This is a genomic window from Halomonas sp. AOP27-A1-41, from assembly GCF_052378605.1.
GTDB lineage: Bacteria > Pseudomonadota > Gammaproteobacteria > Pseudomonadales > Halomonadaceae > Vreelandella > Vreelandella citrativorans.
The window spans coordinates 17,609-34,800 of record NZ_JBQSXT010000028.1; the positions used below are offsets into that span (position 1 = coordinate 17,609).

18 protein-coding genes are annotated in these 17,192 nt (G+C 54.3%); 13 read left to right on the top strand and 5 right to left on the bottom strand.

The window, feature by feature from the left end:
• The first annotated feature begins 214 nt into the window (after positions 1 to 214).
• Both ACT3TC_RS15405 and rloA3 read left to right on the top strand, forming a co-directional pair.
• Entirely contained in the window at positions 215 to 1,474 is a 1,260-nt protein-coding gene (locus ACT3TC_RS15405; protein ID WP_444640760.1) for a lytic murein transglycosylase, read from the top strand.
• A 45-nt stretch (positions 1,475 to 1,519) separates the two neighbouring features.
• Positions 1,520 to 2,071: a retropepsin-like aspartic peptidase RloA3 gene (gene rloA3, locus ACT3TC_RS15410; protein WP_172116101.1), complete on the top strand. Its 552-nt coding sequence runs from the start codon at positions 1,520 to 1,522 to the stop codon at positions 2,069 to 2,071.
• Between the two features lie 10 nt (positions 2,072 to 2,081).
• Here the strand turns inward: rloA3 and ACT3TC_RS15415 are convergent, their stop codons facing one another.
• Entirely contained in the window at positions 2,082 to 2,795 is a 714-nt protein-coding gene (locus tag ACT3TC_RS15415; protein ID WP_444640762.1) for a 16S rRNA (uracil(1498)-N(3))-methyltransferase, read from the bottom strand.
• Positions 2,796 to 2,927: 132 nt separating this feature from the next.
• Between ACT3TC_RS15415 and phaR the strand changes: the two genes are divergently transcribed.
• From phaR to ACT3TC_RS15450, 7 genes are all read left to right on the top strand, one after another.
• Positions 2,928 to 3,389, top strand: coding sequence for a polyhydroxyalkanoate synthesis repressor PhaR (phaR, locus tag ACT3TC_RS15420; protein WP_444629730.1), 462 nt, complete (start codon positions 2,928 to 2,930; stop codon positions 3,387 to 3,389).
• Between the two features lie 67 nt (positions 3,390 to 3,456).
• Positions 3,457 to 4,743: a phosphoribosylamine--glycine ligase gene (gene purD, locus ACT3TC_RS15425; RefSeq protein WP_444640764.1), complete on the top strand. Its 1,287-nt coding sequence runs from the start codon at positions 3,457 to 3,459 to the stop codon at positions 4,741 to 4,743.
• 62 nt (positions 4,744 to 4,805) lie between these two features.
• Positions 4,806 to 5,246 (top strand): acyl-CoA thioesterase, encoded by a 441-nt coding sequence (locus tag ACT3TC_RS15430; protein ID WP_444640766.1) that lies wholly within the window; start codon positions 4,806 to 4,808, stop codon positions 5,244 to 5,246.
• A complete protein-coding gene (locus ACT3TC_RS15435; RefSeq protein WP_172116106.1) occupies positions 5,246 to 6,118 on the top strand; it encodes a phosphoribulokinase in 873 nt (290 codons plus the stop codon). Before ACT3TC_RS15430 ends, ACT3TC_RS15435 begins: the two co-directional genes overlap by 1 nt.
• 51 nt (positions 6,119 to 6,169) lie before the next feature.
• Positions 6,170 to 6,511: a histidine triad nucleotide-binding protein gene (locus ACT3TC_RS15440; protein ID WP_172116107.1), complete on the top strand. Its 342-nt coding sequence runs from the start codon at positions 6,170 to 6,172 to the stop codon at positions 6,509 to 6,511.
• A gap of 65 nt (positions 6,512 to 6,576) precedes the next feature.
• Positions 6,577 to 7,218, top strand: a complete 642-nt coding sequence (coq7, locus tag ACT3TC_RS15445; RefSeq protein WP_444640767.1) for a 2-polyprenyl-3-methyl-6-methoxy-1,4-benzoquinone monooxygenase — start codon at positions 6,577 to 6,579, stop codon at positions 7,216 to 7,218.
• Positions 7,219 to 7,386: 168 nt separating this feature from the next.
• Complete coding sequence (locus tag ACT3TC_RS15450) at positions 7,387 to 7,545, top strand: DUF1328 domain-containing protein (protein WP_018918588.1); 159 nt, start codon at positions 7,387 to 7,389, stop codon at positions 7,543 to 7,545.
• A 151-nt stretch (positions 7,546 to 7,696) separates the two neighbouring features.
• Here the strand turns inward: ACT3TC_RS15450 and ettA are convergent, their stop codons facing one another.
• From ettA to ACT3TC_RS15465, 3 genes are all read right to left on the bottom strand, one after another.
• A complete protein-coding gene (gene ettA, locus ACT3TC_RS15455) occupies positions 7,697 to 9,358 on the bottom strand; it encodes an energy-dependent translational throttle protein EttA (RefSeq protein WP_444640769.1) in 1,662 nt (553 codons plus the stop codon).
• A gap of 192 nt (positions 9,359 to 9,550) precedes the next feature.
• Entirely contained in the window at positions 9,551 to 9,757 is a 207-nt protein-coding gene (locus ACT3TC_RS15460) for a PA3496 family putative envelope integrity protein (RefSeq protein WP_172116110.1), read from the bottom strand.
• 291 nt (positions 9,758 to 10,048) lie between these two features.
• On the bottom strand, positions 10,049 to 11,362 hold the full coding sequence (locus tag ACT3TC_RS15465) for an MFS transporter (RefSeq protein ID WP_444640771.1): 1,314 nt from the start codon (positions 11,360 to 11,362) through the stop codon (positions 10,049 to 10,051).
• 82 nt (positions 11,363 to 11,444) lie between these two features.
• On the opposite strand from ACT3TC_RS15465, the gene ACT3TC_RS15470 reads away from it, so the two are divergent.
• Positions 11,445 to 11,714, top strand: a complete 270-nt coding sequence (locus tag ACT3TC_RS15470; RefSeq protein ID WP_287077975.1) for a SelT/SelW/SelH family protein — start codon at positions 11,445 to 11,447, stop codon at positions 11,712 to 11,714.
• Positions 11,711 to 12,598 carry a DMT family transporter gene (locus ACT3TC_RS15475; protein WP_444640773.1) on the top strand — a complete coding sequence of 296 codons (888 nt, stop codon included), beginning with the start codon at positions 11,711 to 11,713 and terminating at the stop codon, positions 12,596 to 12,598. The genes ACT3TC_RS15470 and ACT3TC_RS15475 overlap by 4 nt, the downstream gene beginning before the upstream one ends.
• 140 nt (positions 12,599 to 12,738) lie before the next feature.
• On the opposite strand, the gene ACT3TC_RS15480 is transcribed toward ACT3TC_RS15475, so the two are convergent.
• Positions 12,739 to 13,410, bottom strand: coding sequence for an arylesterase (locus ACT3TC_RS15480; protein ID WP_444640774.1), 672 nt, complete (start codon positions 13,408 to 13,410; stop codon positions 12,739 to 12,741).
• Between ACT3TC_RS15480 and ACT3TC_RS15485 the strand changes: the two genes are divergently transcribed.
• Together ACT3TC_RS15485 and ACT3TC_RS15490 are read left to right on the top strand one after the other, a co-directional pair.
• Positions 13,409 to 14,245 (top strand): ABC transporter ATP-binding protein, encoded by an 837-nt coding sequence (locus ACT3TC_RS15485; RefSeq protein WP_444640776.1) that lies wholly within the window; start codon positions 13,409 to 13,411, stop codon positions 14,243 to 14,245. The genes ACT3TC_RS15480 and ACT3TC_RS15485 overlap by 2 nt on opposite strands.
• On the top strand, positions 14,242 to 16,821 hold the full coding sequence (locus tag ACT3TC_RS15490) for an ABC transporter permease (protein WP_444640777.1): 2,580 nt from the start codon (positions 14,242 to 14,244) through the stop codon (positions 16,819 to 16,821). The genes ACT3TC_RS15485 and ACT3TC_RS15490 overlap by 4 nt, the downstream gene beginning before the upstream one ends.
• Positions 16,822 to 17,192: the final 371 nt, after the last annotated feature.

Below are 17,192 nucleotides of genomic sequence, written 5' to 3' on the forward strand. Positions count from 1 at the left end.
AACTAATCGGTAAGAAGCCACCTTCGGGTGGTTTTTTTATAACACAATGTATCAGCAGGAAATGTCAGCGCCGTGACTTTACCTGGTGAAAGGTTGGTAGGCGTGGGTTTACGCCACAACGGCTAAGCACACGTTGTTTTCGTACAAATTCTGGTATCTGCTTGTTTTCCAGGCCATCATCAGGCATGCCAAGGACAGCCCAGGAATAGACACCATGTTGCTCAAGATTAATTTGCCATTACGTCGCGCTTTTTGTCATACATCACTTGTAGTTACTGCCGGGGTGCTATCGGTAATGTTTAGCGGAAGCCTCTACGCTAACCCGCAGTTGATGACAGAAGTGGATGCCCGCGGTGCCGAAGAGCTACGCTATGCCAACTTTGAACAGTGGCGCAATGAGTTCCGTCGTTATGCAGCTGCTCAGGGGATCAGTGAATCAACGCTAGCCACCGCACTGGATAACGTGCGCTACCGTGAACGGGTGATTGAACTGGACCGTTATCAGCCGGAATTCGTGCGGCCTATTTGGGAATATCTCGACTCCGCCGCCTCCGATACGCGCGTCAATGCAGGCCGTGAGAAACTTGACGCCCACCGCCAGACGGCATTAGAAATGCAGCAACGCTACGGCGTGCCCTCAGAAATCATCGTGGCGATTTGGGGCATCGAGAGCAATTACGGAAGCAATTTTGGTGATTTCTCAACCCTTGAAGCGCTCGCTACCCTGGCATACGACGGGCGTCGCCGGGATTTCGCACGCGGTGAACTGCTTGCGGCGTTACGTATTATTGACCAGGGCGATATCGCAGCCGAGCAAATGAAAGGCTCCTGGGCGGGGGCTATGGGGCATACCCAGTTCATCCCCAGTAGCTTTGAAGCTTATGCCGTGGACGGTGATAACAATGGTCGCCGTGATATCTGGGGCAGTATCCCCGATGTGATGGCCTCCACCGCCAACTATCTGGCGCGGGCAGGCTGGCAGGCAGGCGAACCCTGGGGGGTTGAGTTAGCGCTTCCTGCATCGTTTGATTATTCACAGACCGAGCGCCGCAGTAGCGCTGAGTGGGCGCGTCAAGGTGTACGCGCCCTGCAGGGTGAACTGCCCAATTTCGAGAGCGCGGCCATCGTCATTCCGGCCGGGGCTGAGGGGCCCGCCTTTTTGGTAGGCGCTAATTTTCGAGCGATTTTGCGCTATAACAATGCCACCAGCTACGCCCTGGCCGTGGCGACGCTGGCTGATAAAATTGCCGGGCGTGAGGGAATACGCCAGACATGGCCGCGAGGGCTGACACCTTTAACCCGCGACGATGTCAAAGAACTCCAGCGGCGCTTGAATGAAGCGGGCTATTCGGTAGGCGGGGCTGACGGTGTGATGGGACCCAATACACGCCAAGGCGTGCGTGACTTTCAACGCAGCCAAGGGCTAACGCCGGATGGCTTCGCTACTCAGGCGCTGCTTGAAAGGCTGCGCTAGGTGCGTAGTTAACGATTAATCACTTATTTCACCAAGGATGATGCTATGGGATTTGTGGCAAAAACGCTGTTAAGTAGTGTGCTGGTAAGTGCATTAGCCGCCAGCGCAGTGGCAAGCGATGATGATAAAGTGTTTGGCTGGGTTGAAAATGCCACCATAGAGCCCTGGGGCATTATGGTGAAGGCCAAGCTTGACAGTGGTGCCCTGACGTCATCTTTGGATGCACGTGATATCGAAGTGTTTGAGAAAGAGGGCGAGGAGTGGGTGCGCTTTCGCTTAAAGCTAACAGACCAGCAGAACGACGAAGTGTTTAGCGACCGTCTTGAACGGCCGCTCTATCGTGAGTTGGCAGTGCGCGGTGCGGGCGGACGTGATGAGCGCCCCGTTGTATTAATGAATGTGTGCATGGGCGATACGGTTTACGAAGAGCAATTTAGCCTACGTGATCGCGAAGAAATGCATTATCCACTGCTGCTTGGCCGGCGTACCATCAGCCATTTAGGCTTGCTGGACGTGCGCGAAACATTCCAGCAAGAGCCATCCTGCAGTGACGATGCTGAGGTAGTGCCTCACGATCCAGAAGACCAGCAAGCCTAGGTATTGAGCTCTAAAACAGCCGTGACAGCAACGCTGTGACGGCTGTTTCAACGCGTAAAATGCGCGGCCCAAGATGCATCCCCTCACAGCCCGCGTCCAGCAGTTTCTCAACTTCCCATGGGATAAACCCACCTTCTGGGCCGACCAACAGCAGCGTATTGTCGCTGATGCCACGTGGGCAGGCCATCGGCATGCCAGGGTGAGCCACAAGGCCACGGCGACCGCGAAGTAAAGCAGGCAGTTGCTCTTCAAGAAAGGGCCGAAAGCCTTTGGTCAGTGTCACGCTCGGTAGTTGGGTATCACGTGATTGCTCCAGACCCAGCACCAGGTGCTGATGAATTTTCTCGGGAAGAAGCTCTGGTGATTGCCAATAGCTTTTCTCTACGCGCTTGGTATGCAGTAAAGTAATTTCCTTCACCCCTAGCGCTGTCACATGCTCAAGCGTTCGCGCCAGCATGCGTGGTCGAGGTAGCGCGAGTACCAAATGCACGGGAAGAGCGGGGGGAGGCACGTCTGCTAACGGGTCAAGGGCAAATACGGCAAGCTCAGTGGTTAATTCGACCAGCTGTGCTTTTCCCATTAAGCCACCCTGAACACCCACCGTTAACCGGTCACCGAGGGCAGCGCGATGGATGTCGCGTAAATGCGCTAATCTGCGTGCGTCTGTTATACGCGCATGGCCCTGGTGGTCGAGGTCGCTGGGGTGAAGCAAAATCAAGTTCATAATCGGCATCTATTGGTCGAAGGGTGGGCACGCTGTTGCGCAATATTCTACTCACATGGCTTGCATGGGCGCGTGGTGCAGGCACAATAATAGCATTGGGGAACACCCCTATCGCGTTTAAGGAGATGCGCTGTGCGCGTAATTCGTAAGTATGCCAATCGCCGGTTGTACGACACTCAGCAAAGCCGTTATGTCACGCTTGAAGATCTGCGCCATCTTATTATTGAAGAAGCGCCGTTTCGGGTTGAGGATGCCAAAAGCGGTGAAGACCTGACGCGTACCATTCTGCTCTCCATCATTATTGAGCAGGAGCAGTCGGATAACGAAGCCGAAGTATTCTCTAACGACCTGCTGGCGCAGCTCATCCGGGTTTATGATATGTCGTCGCCTTTACCGCTGGCGCGTTATCTGGAGCAAGGCACGCAGCTTATGCTGGAGCAGCAAAAGCGTCTGCAAAGCCAATGGCAGCAGGCCATGCGCCATACGCCCATGGAGTTTATGCGCGAGCTGGCCGAAGAAAATATGCGCTTTTGGCAAAACACCTTGAACCAGTCGCCCTCCACCAGCGACAAGGATGAGGATAAATCCTCCTAACGCCACGAGTGGCCACCTTGTGGCATAATGCGGCGCATAATCGCTCTCCCGTTCGAGAAGGAAGAACATGAAGGTTTTGATGATAGGTGGCGGCGGCCGCGAACATGCGTTGGCGTGGAAATTAGCGCAATCTGATAATGTTGAGCAGGTATTCGTAGCGCCCGGCAATGCCGGTACGGCGACCGAAGACAAGCTGACCAATATCGATATTGCGGCCACCGACTTGGCCGGGTTAGAAGCATTTGCGCTCCAGGAGCGTATTGGCTTGACCGTCGTCGGTCCGGAAGCGCCTCTAGTCGAAGGCGTCGTTGACCGCTTCCAAGCGGCTGGCCTGACTATCTTTGGCCCTACCCAAGCCGCGGCCCAGCTTGAAGGCTCCAAGTCGTTTACCAAGGACTTCCTGGCGCGCCATGCTATTCCAACAGCGGCTTATCAGACGTTTACCGCGGTAACGCCTGCGTTGGCATATTTACACAAGGTCGGTGCGCCTATCGTCATCAAGGCGGATGGCTTGGCGGCAGGTAAGGGCGTGATCGTTGCCATGAGCGAAGTGGAGGCCGAAGCCGCTATTCGCGATATGCTCGAAGCCAATGCCTTTGGCGATGCTGGTGCTCGCGTTGTCATTGAAGAGTTTCTGGAAGGCGAAGAAGCGAGCTTTATCGTCATGGTCGATGGCGAAAACATCGTTCCCATGGCCACCAGCCAAGACCACAAGCGCGCCTATGATGGCGACACAGGCCCTAATACCGGCGGCATGGGCGCTTACTCACCTGCACCGGTCGTTACGCCAGACGTTGATGCCCGCATCATGGAGCAGGTCATCGTGCCCACGGTTAAAGGGATGGCCGCTGAAGGCAATGCCTATACTGGATTTTTGTATGCCGGGTTGATGATCGACCAGACCGGGCAGCCCAAAGTGATTGAATATAACTGTCGCTTTGGTGACCCCGAAACTCAGCCTATCATGATGCGCCTGACGTCTGATTTTGCTGAGCTTTGCCTTGCTGGTGCTAAAGGGCAGTTGGCCGGTAAAACGTGCCATTGGGATTCACGTGCCGCGGTGGGTGTGGTCATGGCGGCGGGCGGTTATCCAGCCAGCTACCGTAAAGGCGATGTCATTGATGGTTTGGCAAAAGCCGAGCAGCACAGCAAGGTGTTCCATGCGGGCACTGCGCTGAACGCGAATAACGAGGTAACGACCTCTGGCGGTCGTGTACTGTGTGTGACGGCACTGGGCGAGAGTGTATTTAGCGCACAGCAGCAGGCTTACAAAGGCGTCAATGAGATTCGCTGGGAGGGCGCTGAATATCGCCGTGATATCGCTTACCGTGCTATTGCGAGAGAAAAAGCGTAATAAGCGCGTTGATACCGTAGCGCAAGGGGCGGGCCACTTATCACCACCGAAAGGAAACAGGTATGGAACGTGTCACGCTGGATTTTCCCGCCAACGCGGTTATTCATCGTCACCCCCTAACGGTGCGGGTAACTGATATGAATTACGGTCGGCATTTGGGTCATGACACAGTGGTTTCGCTATTACATGAAGCCCGCGTTCACGCTTTTTCCGCCCTGGCGCTATCGGAATGGGACATGCACGGCTATCCAAGCGTGGTGGCCGACTTGGCCGTGCAGTATCAACGTGAAGCGCGTTGGCCTGATGCGTTGATCATTGAAACGGCGGTGCCTGAATCGCAGGGCAAGGCATTAACCGTTTACCAGCGTATTTTGCAGCGCGACGGCGAACATATCGTGGCGACCGCCCGCGTTAACCAGTTGCTCATCGACGTCAATAGTGGGCGGCCGGTTGCGATACCTGAGCCCATCAAGCAGGCCTTGGCCCAAGCGAGGAGCGCTTAATGTCGCGGGAATATCCCATTATCGCCGTGACAGGCTCTTCGGGTGCGGGCACCACGACCGTAAGACGAAGCTTTGAGCGCATGTTTCTACGCGAAGATGTACATGCGGCCATGGTGGACGGTGACGCTTTTCACCGCTATACACGCGACGATCTTCACCGCATGTTTCGTGAAGAGCCTGAGCGTAAGCATGAGCTTTCGCATTTTGCAGTCGAAGCTAACCTGCTTGACCGCCTTGAAGGGGTGTTTGCCGAGTATGGCGAGCATGGCACGGGCACGTTTCGGCACTATATTCACGCGGAAGACAAGCAGAAAATCGAAGCGGGGTACCGCGTAGGCACCTTTACGGAGTGGCAGTCGCTCCCATGTGGTACCGACCTATTGTTCTATGAAGGTTTACATGGCGGGTTGGTAACCCAAGAGTATGACATTGCTCGCCATGTGGATCTGTTGGTAGGCGTTGCGCCGACCATGAATCTTGAATGGATTCAGAAAATTGACCGTGATACCAAGCTGCGTGGCTACTCCCAGGAAGCGGTGATCGACACGATTCTGGGCCGCATGAACGATTACGTGCGCTATATTCAACCGCAATTCTCCCGCACCCATATCAACTTTCAACGGGTGCCTACCGTCGATACGTCCAACCCCTTTGAAGTGCAGGATATCCCCACGGATGCTGAGTCGTTTGTGGTGATACGATTTCGTGATCCATCAACCGTTGATTTTCCCTGGCTTCTTGCAATGATCAAGGATGCCTTTATGACGCGGCCACATACGTTGGTCGTGCCTGGCGCGCGCATGTCATTAGCCATGGAACTGATTTTGGCACCCCTCGTGCGCCATTTATTATCCCAGCGCCGCTTTCGCTAACCGCGTTTGCAAATGCCGGGCGACAAGCTGCAACGATAACAAGGAGTGGGTATGGAGTGTTTATTCTGCAAAATCATCAATCGTGAGATCCCGGCTGATATCGTTTATGAAGACGAGCACGTTCTCGCCTTTAACGACATTAGCCCTATGGCGCCCACTCATCAGCTAATTATTCCCAAAAAGCACATCGCCACTTTAAATGACATTGAAGAAGGTGATCTTGAGCTGGTCGGCCGTTTGCAGTTCACAGCTGCTAGGCTTGCCAAGCAGCAGGGCTTTGCCGAAGACGGTTATCGTGTTGTGATGAATTGCAACGAAAAGGGCGGTCAGACGGTCTACCACATACACATGCATTTATTAGGTGGCCGTCAGTTTACGTGGCCTGCGGGCTAACATACGGCCTTCAAAATACCTTTAAGACAGTCTTTAAGACAGTTTGCTGTTAAGCGGAGTAAGCCATGAAGCGCCAGTTTAGTCGGTCTGATTGCTTAATTCATCAGTTTGATACAGCGTTACGGTCGCTAATGCCTCGCGCCGCTACATCACAGCGTAACCACCCCGCCAGTCAACTTGCAGATAGAGTGTTTGATGGCCACCAACGACGTCATACCGCAGGCCTGATGCGTGTTAATCATGTGATTGGTGTATCGAATCAGGCGCTGTATCAGGGCCAGAGTATTACCGCAGCGCTTCCCCACGCGCGTACGCAAATGGTGCAATCCGCTGCGGAGGCGTTTGATCACTTGGCGTGGTGTGAAGAGCGGCTGGCGCAACTGAATAGTCGCACCAGCTACTTTACGCCCTTTTTCTATACCGCTGCATTTGGGGTTGGGGCTATCTCTGGGTTAACCAGCGAGCGTCTAAGCCTTGGTATGATTGCCGCTACCTGCGAGCTTTCAGGTAAACACTTTGAAGAGCAGCAGGCCAGGCTAATGGCAGACGATCAGCGCTCGCATGCGCTGCTTCGTCAGATGGCTGCGGATGAAGCGCACCAGGCGCATTTAGCGATAGAGGCGGGGGGACTGCGTTTCCCTGCGCCGATTAAATGGGGGCTACGGTTTATCGCTCAAGGTGCCACTAAAGGCGCCTACTATTTCTGAATACCGGCATCGAGAATGAAAAGCATCAGCAAGGAAAGCAAATTCGCCTTAATTTCTTGACGAATGACGAGTTATCGCCAACGCTTAATCAGGTCAACGCTCATCGTACGTAAGGTAGCGTGCGTTTTCTAAAGCAGAAAAGCGTCACCAGGGAAAAGGAGAAAGACGATGCTAGGCAATGCGATGCTGTTTTTGATTATTGCGATTATCGCCGGTGTGCTCGGTTTTTCGGGGATCGCGGGGGTTGCATCAACCATCGCGCAAATTCTATTCGTTCTGTTTCTCATCCTGTTTGTGGTATCGCTCTTTACAGGGCGACGCCGTTAGCATAAGGGCTACTTATAGAGACCTTTCATAAAGGCTTTTCATAAAGACTTTTTATAAAGACTTTGGATAGAACCAGCTAAACAAAAAGCCCCGTTTGGGGCTTTTTGCATACGGGTCAACCGTACTGTTACCGGGTATGGAACGCTAAAAATCAGGCATCAATACGCTTGTACTTCATGCGCTTGGGCGTATCGTTACCTACCCGCTTTTTATGATCGTCTTCATAGTCGGTATAGTTACCGTCGAAGAAGACGACTTCAGAATCACCTTCAAACGCCAGAATGTGCGTGGCAATACGATCCAGGAACCAGCGATCATGAGAAATCACCATGGCGCAGCCCGGGAAGGCAAGAAGGGCTTCTTCAAGCGCACGCAGTGTCTCAATATCAAGGTCGTTAGATGGCTCATCCAGCAGGAGTACGTTGGCGCCCTGTTTGAGCGTTTGAGCAAGCTGCAAGCGTCCACGCTCACCGCCGGACAGTTCATCCAGGCGCTTCTGCTGGTCATTACCTTTAAAGTTAAAGCGACCAACGTAGGCACGTGAGGACACTTCGTAGCCGTTGATGTTGAGAATGTCCTGCTCGCCAGACACCGCCTGCCAAACCGTCTGCTTGTCATCAAGCGCATCACGTAACTGCTCAACGTAAGCGATCTCAACCGTGTCCCCTATGATCACTTCACCCGTATCTGGCTGTTCTTTGCCGGTGATGAGTTTAAACAGGGTCGATTTACCCGCACCGTTTCCGCCGACGATGCCAACAATCGCACCTTGGGGAATAGTGAAGGAAAGATCTTCATAAAGCAGCTTGTCTTCAAAGCGCTTGGAGACATTATGAAACTCGATGACCTTATCACCCAGGCGCGGGCCAGGCGGAATATAGATCTCGTTGGTTTCATTGCGTTTCTGGAAGTCGCCAGACTGCATTTCTTCAAAGCGGTTAAGGCGCGCTTTGCTTTTGGCCTGACGACCTTTAGCGTTACTACGCACCCACTCAAGCTCTTGCTTGATGGCTTTTTGCCGCGATGCTTCCTGCTTGGCTTCCTGGGTCAGGCGGTGCTCTTTTTGCTCTAGCCACTGAGAGTAGTTGCCTTCAAACGGGATGCCTTGGCCACGGTCGAGCTCCAGAATCCAGCCCGCTACGTTGTCCAGGAAGTAACGGTCGTGGGTAATCGCCACAACGGTGCCGTTATAGTCATGCAGGAAGCGCTCCAGCCAGGCAACCGATTCGGCGTCCAGGTGGTTGGTTGGCTCATCCAGAAGCAGCATGTCCGGGCTTGAAAGCAGTAGGCGACAAAGCGCGACACGGCGCCGTTCACCACCTGAAAGGTTGCCTACTTTGGCATCCCACGGTGGCAAGCGAAGCGCTTCGGCAGCGACCTCAAGCTTACGCTCAAGGTTGTGGGCATCGGCGGCTTCAATGATGTTTTCAAGGCGTGCTTGCTCGCTTGCCAGTGCATCGAAGTCGGCATCAGGCTCAGCGTAGGCAGCATAGACAGCGTCCAGCTTCTCCTGCGCTTCCTTGATAGCGCCTAGTGCTTCTTCAACGGTGTCGCGGACATTTTTCTCATCATCAAGCTGCGGTTCTTGGGGGAGATAACCGACATTGATACCCGGCATCGGACGAGCTTCACCCTCAAACTCTTTATCGACACCCGCCATAATGCGCAGCAGTGTGGATTTACCGGCACCGTTTAAACCCAAAACGCCGATTTTGGCGCCCGGGAAAAACGATAGCGAAATATCCTTGAGAATTTGTTTTTTGGGTGGCACAACTTTGCCAACCCGGTTCATGGTGAATACGTATTGCGCCATGGAAATCCGTTAGGTTGATGAATGAGACAGCAACGTGCTGAGTAGCCTCAGATGATAGTGCTCTGTGCTTGGAAAGGCCAGAGGAGGCCACCGGGCAACATCCAATGGCTATAAAAAGAAAGCGTGGATTTTGTGATGTGTTGGATGGTGACGAAGAGGGCAACTGGCTCGCTGCCCACTTAAAGGAGCTATTTACGCATCCCAATCATCTTCAATGGCACGCTGTAAACGACGCTCTTCAAGCCACGCTTCCACCTGTCGGCGGGCGCGTAACGAGTCGGTTTTGCTTGGCTTATGCTTGCCGTATTGATCATCGTTTACGGCATCAAGATTATCGAATTCGTCAGCTTCAAGGTTTTCTGCTGAGTAGTTCTCACGATTTAAGGGGTCACGGCTCATGGTATGCCCTCCAACCCAGGCCGGCAGGCCGGCGTCACGATGGCTTCGTTTGAAAGAAGCGCCTAGCCGCTATATAGCGCTACATGGGCTGAAGGTCAAGTGTTGGCGTTAATTAATGAGTCCTGTGCTTTATGGGCGGTGTTATCACTGCGTTGTCATTCAGCTTCAGCTAAAGCCAGTTGTGCTTCCACGCGCTCAGGAACATCTTTTTGTACGCCGATGAAATACATCAGCTGGTCTGTTTCATCAAAAACGGGTGTTGTGGAGAGCGTTGCATTGCAATCATGTCTGTTATTCCACCTCGGGCAGTTTCAGCGCGCTAAGCACCGCCCCAGCCGCCGTAAGTGCCAAAAGCAACAGCAACGCCGCACTACCTAGCCATTGGGCCAGCCCGCCAATAACGCCGCCGACGACGAGCATGAGCAGGCCGGTTAAGGTATTGGAAAGAGCAACATACAGAGCCCTGTCATCCTGACTCGCCATATCTACAATATAGGTTTTGCGCCCTAGGCGGACACCGTGATGGACGATCACCAGCAACGCATACACCAGGGCATATGGCCAAACACTCTGAGTCCAGGCACCGGGTAGCCAGGCCAAGCCAGCGCCTAGTAAACAGCAAGTAACGGTGCCAATAGCCGCATTACGCATTACACGGCGGCTGGATTGGTCGGCTAATTTACCCCAGATAGGGCTTGCCACCATTGCTGCAAGACCCGATACCACTACAAGCAGACCAAGCCCACCCAAATCAGAGCCGCTTTGCTGCTGGCCGAGTAGCGCAATGTAGGGTAGCGCCAGTGCGCTGGAGAGTAGCAATGCTCTGGCAACATTGAAATGTAGAAACGTGCGATCCTTTTTTAAGAGCGATAAGCCAAGCTTGATGCTGTCCCAAGCGCTCTCTCCGCCTTCCACTGCACCTGGTACTTCTTTAATACGTGCAACACAGAGCGCGTTTAGTAGCCAACTGAAGGCGGCAACGCTTAAGAGTACCGCCAGGGCGAGGTTGCCTGGTTGATTACCCAGCAACATCAGCACGCCACCCGCCGCCAGGGTTGCGCCGCCCGCTAGGCTACCGCTCCACCCCATCAGGGCGCCTCGGCGGCGTTTGGCAATGGTTTTGCCCATGACATCTTTGCTGGCAATTGATGAAAGCCCGCGTGCCAAGGAGAGCAGCACAAGTACAGCTAACACCGCAGCGCCACCCAAGCTTCCGCTCCCCACAAGTGCCAAGACAGCAAGTGCAAATGCGGCAAGTGCCTGGAACAGCGCACCTAAAACCCAAACGCCTTTACGTTTGGGTTTTAGACGAATAAAGCCCGCCACGAATATCTGGGGTAACAGGGCACCAGACTCACGAATAGGCACCAACAGTCCCACCATCCAGATGGGTGCGCCGATAATCCCCATTAGCCAGGGAAGCACCAAGCGTGCGCTGGATAGCTCGTCAGCAAGCTTATTCCCCAGGGAGGCCCATAAGTGCAGGAAAAAATTACGTGGTTGTTCGGCGCAGGCCTGCTCCGGAATATCAGCACAGAGTCGGCTGTCCTCATCGCCCGTTAGCCACTCAAAAACACGCGCTTGAGAAATATTGGGTCCAGCCATGACAGCTCCTTGGCGGTTATACTCCTGGAATGACAAAATGCAGCGACAGAATGCCACCATTATATGGGTAAGGAGACCGAAAGTGTCACGGATCCAGATTCGCTATTGCACGCAATGCCAATGGCTTTTACGCAGTGCCTGGTACGCTCAGGAGCTACTCTCCACTTTCGGGGAGGATTTAGATGAGGTGGCCCTTGCACCTGCGCATGGCGGTACCTTTGAAATTTGGTGTGATGACACCTTAATTTGGGAACGCAAGCGTGATAGTGGCTTTCCGGACAGCAAAGTGCTGAAACAGCGCGTTCGCGACCAGATCGAACCGCACCGTGACCTGGGGCATATCGACCGATGAACCAGGATCGTCAGGCTATTCTTTACGGGCTAGGTGCTGTGGCGCTGTGGTCAACGGTGGCGACTGCTTTTAAAGTCGGCCTGGGTTTGATGGGGCCGGTTGAATTAATGTGGCTTGCGGCGTTGGTTTCCTGGCTTTTAATGGGCGCTCTGGTGCTTAAACAAGGTGCTATGAGGCAGGCGTTAACCAGCGGATGGAGAACCGCCTTATGGGCGGGGATCATGAATCCCGTGGCTTACTACCTGGTGCTGTTTGCTGCTTATGATCGCCTGCCTGGCCAGGAAGCGATGGCGCTTAATTATACATGGGCGCTAGCGATGGCATTCCTGGCGGTTCCCATACTGGGGCAGCGGTTAACCCGGGTGGATATTTTGGCAGGTGTGGTGGCCTATGCGGGCGTATGGGTAATTGCGACACGGGGCGCGGTACTCAATGTGTCGTTTGCGGACCCTGTTGGCGTGCTGTTCGCGCTTTCATCGACTCTGTTATGGGCGCTTTACTGGTTGCTTAACGCACGTGATCGTCGCAAGCCTATAGTCGGGCAGTGGCAGAACTTCACCGTTGGACTACCGGTGTTAACCGTTTTATTGCTTATGGGGCCTGGGCTTCAATGGCATGGCTGGAAAGGTGTTGGTGCTGGGGTCTATGTTGGACTGTTCGAAATGGGAATCGCGTTTGTCCTGTGGCAAATGGCCGTTCATAAGGTTTCGCGCACAGCAAAAGTCTCGACCCTGATTTTTCTTTCGCCTCCGGTTTCGCTGATGCTGCTTTATTTAGTGGTTGATGAGCCTCTGCTTTTCTCTACGTTTATTGGATTGGGATTGATTTTATTAGGGTTGGCACTTCAGCAGCTTCAGGTGAAGCCTGTTGCTGTCGAGCAATAAGTCCCATTTTTATCGCCCGCTGCGCATGGGTTGGGTACAGGAAAAGCATGATGCGCCATCAAGCCGCTCTATGTGTCGGAGCCTCTGTGGCCAGCGTAGCTTTCCTTGCCTCAACCTTGGGCGGCGAAGACCATTTGTGATCAGTTGGCCGATGCCTGATAACCACCGCCCAAAAGTGGTTCAAGCTCAGGCCACACGTTATCCAGAATCATTGGCTGTGCCTCGGCCGTAGGGTGGATGCCATCCTCCTGCATAAGCTGTTCGTTAAGTGCCACACCCTCTAATAAAAACGGCAACAGCGGCACGTCATACTCTTCGGCCAGGGAGTAGTAAACGCCGGTAAAGGCATCCCGGTAGGCCTGGCCATAGTTGGGGGGAATATCGATACCTAACAGCAGCACCTGAGCATCAACCTCTTGGCTTTGCTCAATCATACTGGCCAGGTTAGAACGCATCTGATTGGGCGCAAGGCCACGCAAACCATCGTTGCCACCCAGCTCCAATAGCACGATATCAGGCTGCTGCTTCTCCAAAATGGCGCTAAACCGCTGTAATCCACCTGAGGTGGTTTCGCCGCTAATACTGGCATTGACCACGTCCGCTTGGCCGCCTAGACGCTCTTCCAGCAGCGGAACCCAGCCTTGTTCATGCTCAATACCATAAGCAGCACTCAGGCTATCCCCCATAATGAGTATGGTGGGAGGCTCACTTGCGTTGAGCGCAGGAATGCTTAAGGTGATTATTAGAACCACCAGATAGCTTTTTACCATACCGTTACATTTTTGCCATGCCACAGGGATGCCTCGCTTCATGCCTTACTCCTCAGATAAAGCTGCATACTCGTCCAGCGCTGATGCGTCGCCACAAGCAGACAGCCAATCTATTACTGACGGTATTGCGCAGAACAAGGTTCCCCATGCTGCATTGGGTCGGCCTGTGCTGCATGCAGAAATGCTATCGAAGAAAGTGACCAGTGGCGAGCGCACGCTAACTATTCTGGATCAACTGTCGTTAAGCGTAGCAGCCGGGGAAAGCGTCGCCATTTTAGGTAAAAGCGGGGCTGGAAAATCAACTCTGTTGGGTCTGCTCGCCGGGTTGGATACCCCCAGCGATGGCGAACTCACGCTGTTTGGTAAGTCGCTGAGCCGTTTGGATGAGGATGGCCGCGCGGCGTTAAGAGCTGGGCGCGTGGGCTTTGTGTTCCAGAACTTTCAGCTGCTACCCACCTTAAGCGCGCTAGAGAATGTGTTACTGCCTTTGGAGCTTTCACCGCGTGCCGGAGAAGACCATATTGCCCAAACATGGCTTGCTAAAGTGGGGTTGGGTGAACGCGTAGACCATCTACCCAAGCAGCTTTCAGGCGGCGAGCAGCAGCGAGTAGCGATTGCCCGGGCGTTTGTCACCGACCCTGAACTGGTGTTTGCGGATGAGCCGACCGGTAACCTCGACCCTGATACCGGCGCTCAGGTGATCGACCTGCTGTTTACCTTGAATCACGAGGTTGGAACAACGCTTATCCTGGTCACCCACGACCACGCTTTGGCACGCCGCTGTGATCGATGCCTGCAATTAACCCAAGGGCAACTAATCCCCTTTGTACCTGCTGATGTACCTGCTGAATCCAGTGTGGCAGGAGAGGGGCAATGAGCGATATGCCATGGCGGCTGGCCGCCAGAAGCTTAAGGCGTGACTTACGCTCGGCGGATGTTCGTGCGCTCTTTGTCGCCCTTGTGCTGGCGGTTGCTGCCTCCACCATGATCGCTTTTTTTCTCGACCGGTTAGAGCGCGGCCTTGAGCGCCAGGCTGGGCAAATGCTGGGAGGGGATATCGTATTGGAGCAGCGCACTCCTTTTTCAGAAGCGCTACGCACGACGCTGGAAGAGGCAGGCTTTACGCTAAGCGACCAGGTTGGGCTGGTCTCCATGATCAGCTTAGGGGATCGTTTTCAACCAGCTAGCCTCAAAGCTGTGGATGACGTGTACCCGCACTATGGTGTATCGCGTGTCGATTTAGGGGAGGGGGCCGAGCAGGTAGCTTTCGGGCCGCCAGCGGGCCAGGCATGGGCAGACCCGCGCTTAGCACAGCTGATCGAGATAGAGCTTGGCGACCGTGTACAGGTAGGGCGAACCGAGTTAACCATCAGCGGGATTATCGAACGTGAAGCGGATCAATCCGCTGGCTTTAGTAATTTTAATCCCCGCTTGATGCTCAATACGGCGGACCTGGAAGCAACCGGTCTTGTTCAGGAGGGCTCGCGTGTCGAGTTCGAATTATTGGCGGCCGGGCCTCCCCAGGCGATCGACAACGTGCAGGCGTTACTCGCCGAGTTGCGCCAGCAAGGGGGCGAGGTGCGTGATGTTCGAGTGGACCGGCCGCAATTAGGTAACGCACTGCAACGCGCAGACAGCTACCTAGGGTTGGCAGGGCTTGCCGCCGTACTGCTGGCCGGGGTCGCGGTCGCCATGTCAGCAAAGCGCTATGTTGAGCGCCATCTGGACACGGCAGCATTGCTCCGCTGCTTTGGCGCTAGCCAGCAACAGCTTGTCATGCTGTTTAGCCTACAGCTTATCGGGCTGGCGTTGGCGGCGTCCTTGCTTGGCGCACTGCTCGGCGTAGCTGGACAGGCGCTGTTGCTACATCTTTTGGCCAGCTTTTTACCTATTACGCTACCGCCGCCGGGCATTATGCCGATATGGCTAGGCGTATTAACGGCGATGGCGGTGCTGGTAGGGTTTGCCGGGCCAACGCTATTACGCATCAAACAGGTCAGTGCGCTGAAAGTGCTGCGTCGAGAGTTGGACCCTTTGCCTCCTGCCGCCTGGTGGGTAGCCGGTGTTGCCGCTGTCGTATTTGGCGGCCTGCTATGGCTCTATTCCGGTAGTGCGCCTTTGGCGGTCGCCCTGCTATTGGGGGGAGGCATCATGCTTAGTGCGCTTTGGGGCATCAGCGCGCTGCTACTCAATAGCATTCTTTACGGCATAAAAAAGCTAACGGGTACAAGCGAGTGGGTGCAGGCGCTGCGCCTAGGCGGGCGCCAACTGGCGCGTCGCCGTCAGGCAGGCGTGGGCCAACTACTGGCATTCTCTGTCACGTTCTTTGCCATGGCGATGATCGTTCTGGTGCGTGGTGACCTGCTTTCAACCTGGCAGGCCCAGTTGCCCGATGACATGCCCAACTACTTCGCCATTAATATCCAGCCTGATGAACGTGACCCCTTTGAGCAAGCCGTAGCGCCCCGTATTGATACTCAAAGCACGCTGTATCCCATGGTGCGTGGGCGTATTACCGCTATTAATCAGCAGCCTCCCATGGAAGCGGTACCTGAGGATGCCAGAGGTGACGGCTCTCTGCGCCGCGAACTGAACCTGACCTGGCAGGCCGAACTACCGGAAGATAACCAGATAGTGGCGGGGGAGTGGTTCACAAGTGAAGCACCCGTTGATGAGCTTTCCGTTTATAAACCACAAGGCTGGCTAGGCGCGGTTGATGCAGTATCTGCCGATACTGTGCCTGTTTCCATTGAAGAAGGCCTGGCGGACCGGCTGGGACTATCACTCAATGATACGCTCACCTTCTCTGTGGGCGGTGATGAGCTGATAACACGTATCACCAGCGTGCGCAGCCTCAATTGGGACACTTTTAAGCCCAACTTCTTTTTGATTTTCCCGCCGGGCGTGTTGGAGTCGTTTGGACATAGCTATATCACTGCGTTTCATCTGCCTGACGAGGAGCAAGACCTAATTCGCCAACTGGTGAGCGACTTCCCCGGTGTATCGTTAATAAACGTTGATGCCATTTTAGGCCAGGTACGTGATGTGCTAACTCAGGTAACGCGTGCCATCGAGCTTGTACTGGTACTGGTGTTGTTGGCGGGTGTCAGCGTGCTCTATGCTGCCTTGACCGCAAGCCAGCCGGTACGCGCCCATGAAAGTGGCCTACTGCGTGTCTTTGGAGCAGGTCAGCGAATGATTTCCCGCGTCCAAGGGGCTGAGTATGCCCTGTTGGGTTTTACCAGCGGTTTAATGGGCGCTGTACTGGCCGAAGTCGCGACCTCCGCACTCTATCTCTACTGGCTAGAGCTACCGCCGCGCTTTCACCTCACCTTATGGTTAGCGTTACCCATTGGAGGCGCGCTACTGATCGGATTTATCGGCCATGCATTATCGCGTGGGCTACGCCGCCAGGCGCCTGCAGCAAGCCTGGGGCTTTTGGGTGAAGCATGACGTAATCTTGTAGGAAAAGCTTGGGAGGCCTTAGGCCTCCTGGGTTAAACCAACCCCGTCGCTGGCTGAAGCCTGCTCCTGCAATGTTCATTGGCTCCTCAACTCTCAATGCCTTGCCATCCCTGTGGAAGCCCGTTTATCAAGCCTCAAAATCGGGCAAACATGGAAGGTATCAGTCCATCAAATCCCAGGGCTTGGTTAAACATTGTGGGAGCCCTGTTCCACTGGTGGTCCGACACATCGGCGAAGGAGGCCACCGGCCTCCCAGGGTTGAACTAACTACTCAGTGCTTTTATGACACCCAGCGAGTCACATGAGCAATAATCAGTGTGGTCTTGATCCAGTGCCAGACTGGAAAATTTCTTTTTAAG

Coding starts and splice junctions, on each gene's coding strand:
- ACT3TC_RS15405 (WP_444640760.1), top strand. CDS start 215: ATGTTGCTCAAGATTAATTTGCCATTACGTCGCGCTTTTTGTCATACA.
- rloA3 (WP_172116101.1), top strand. CDS start 1,520: ATGGGATTTGTGGCAAAAACGCTGTTAAGTAGTGTGCTGGTAAGTGCA.
- ACT3TC_RS15415 (WP_444640762.1), bottom strand. CDS start 2,795: ATGAACTTGATTTTGCTTCACCCCAGCGACCTCGACCACCAGGGCCAT.
- purD (WP_444640764.1), top strand. CDS start 3,457: ATGAAGGTTTTGATGATAGGTGGCGGCGGCCGCGAACATGCGTTGGCG.
- ACT3TC_RS15430 (WP_444640766.1), top strand. CDS start 4,806: ATGGAACGTGTCACGCTGGATTTTCCCGCCAACGCGGTTATTCATCGT.
- ACT3TC_RS15435 (WP_172116106.1), top strand. CDS start 5,246: ATGTCGCGGGAATATCCCATTATCGCCGTGACAGGCTCTTCGGGTGCG.
- ACT3TC_RS15440 (WP_172116107.1), top strand. CDS start 6,170: ATGGAGTGTTTATTCTGCAAAATCATCAATCGTGAGATCCCGGCTGAT.
- coq7 (WP_444640767.1), top strand. CDS start 6,577: ATGAAGCGCCAGTTTAGTCGGTCTGATTGCTTAATTCATCAGTTTGAT.
- ACT3TC_RS15450 (WP_018918588.1), top strand. CDS start 7,387: ATGCTAGGCAATGCGATGCTGTTTTTGATTATTGCGATTATCGCCGGT.
- ettA (WP_444640769.1), bottom strand. CDS start 9,358: ATGGCGCAATACGTATTCACCATGAACCGGGTTGGCAAAGTTGTGCCA.
- ACT3TC_RS15460 (WP_172116110.1), bottom strand. CDS start 9,757: ATGAGCCGTGACCCCTTAAATCGTGAGAACTACTCAGCAGAAAACCTT.
- ACT3TC_RS15465 (WP_444640771.1), bottom strand. CDS start 11,362: ATGGCTGGACCCAATATTTCTCAAGCGCGTGTTTTTGAGTGGCTAACG.
- ACT3TC_RS15475 (WP_444640773.1), top strand. CDS start 11,711: ATGAACCAGGATCGTCAGGCTATTCTTTACGGGCTAGGTGCTGTGGCG.
- ACT3TC_RS15485 (WP_444640776.1), top strand. CDS start 13,409: ATGCCTTACTCCTCAGATAAAGCTGCATACTCGTCCAGCGCTGATGCG.
- ACT3TC_RS15480 (WP_444640774.1), bottom strand. CDS start 13,410: ATGAAGCGAGGCATCCCTGTGGCATGGCAAAAATGTAACGGTATGGTA.
- ACT3TC_RS15490 (WP_444640777.1), top strand. CDS start 14,242: ATGAGCGATATGCCATGGCGGCTGGCCGCCAGAAGCTTAAGGCGTGAC.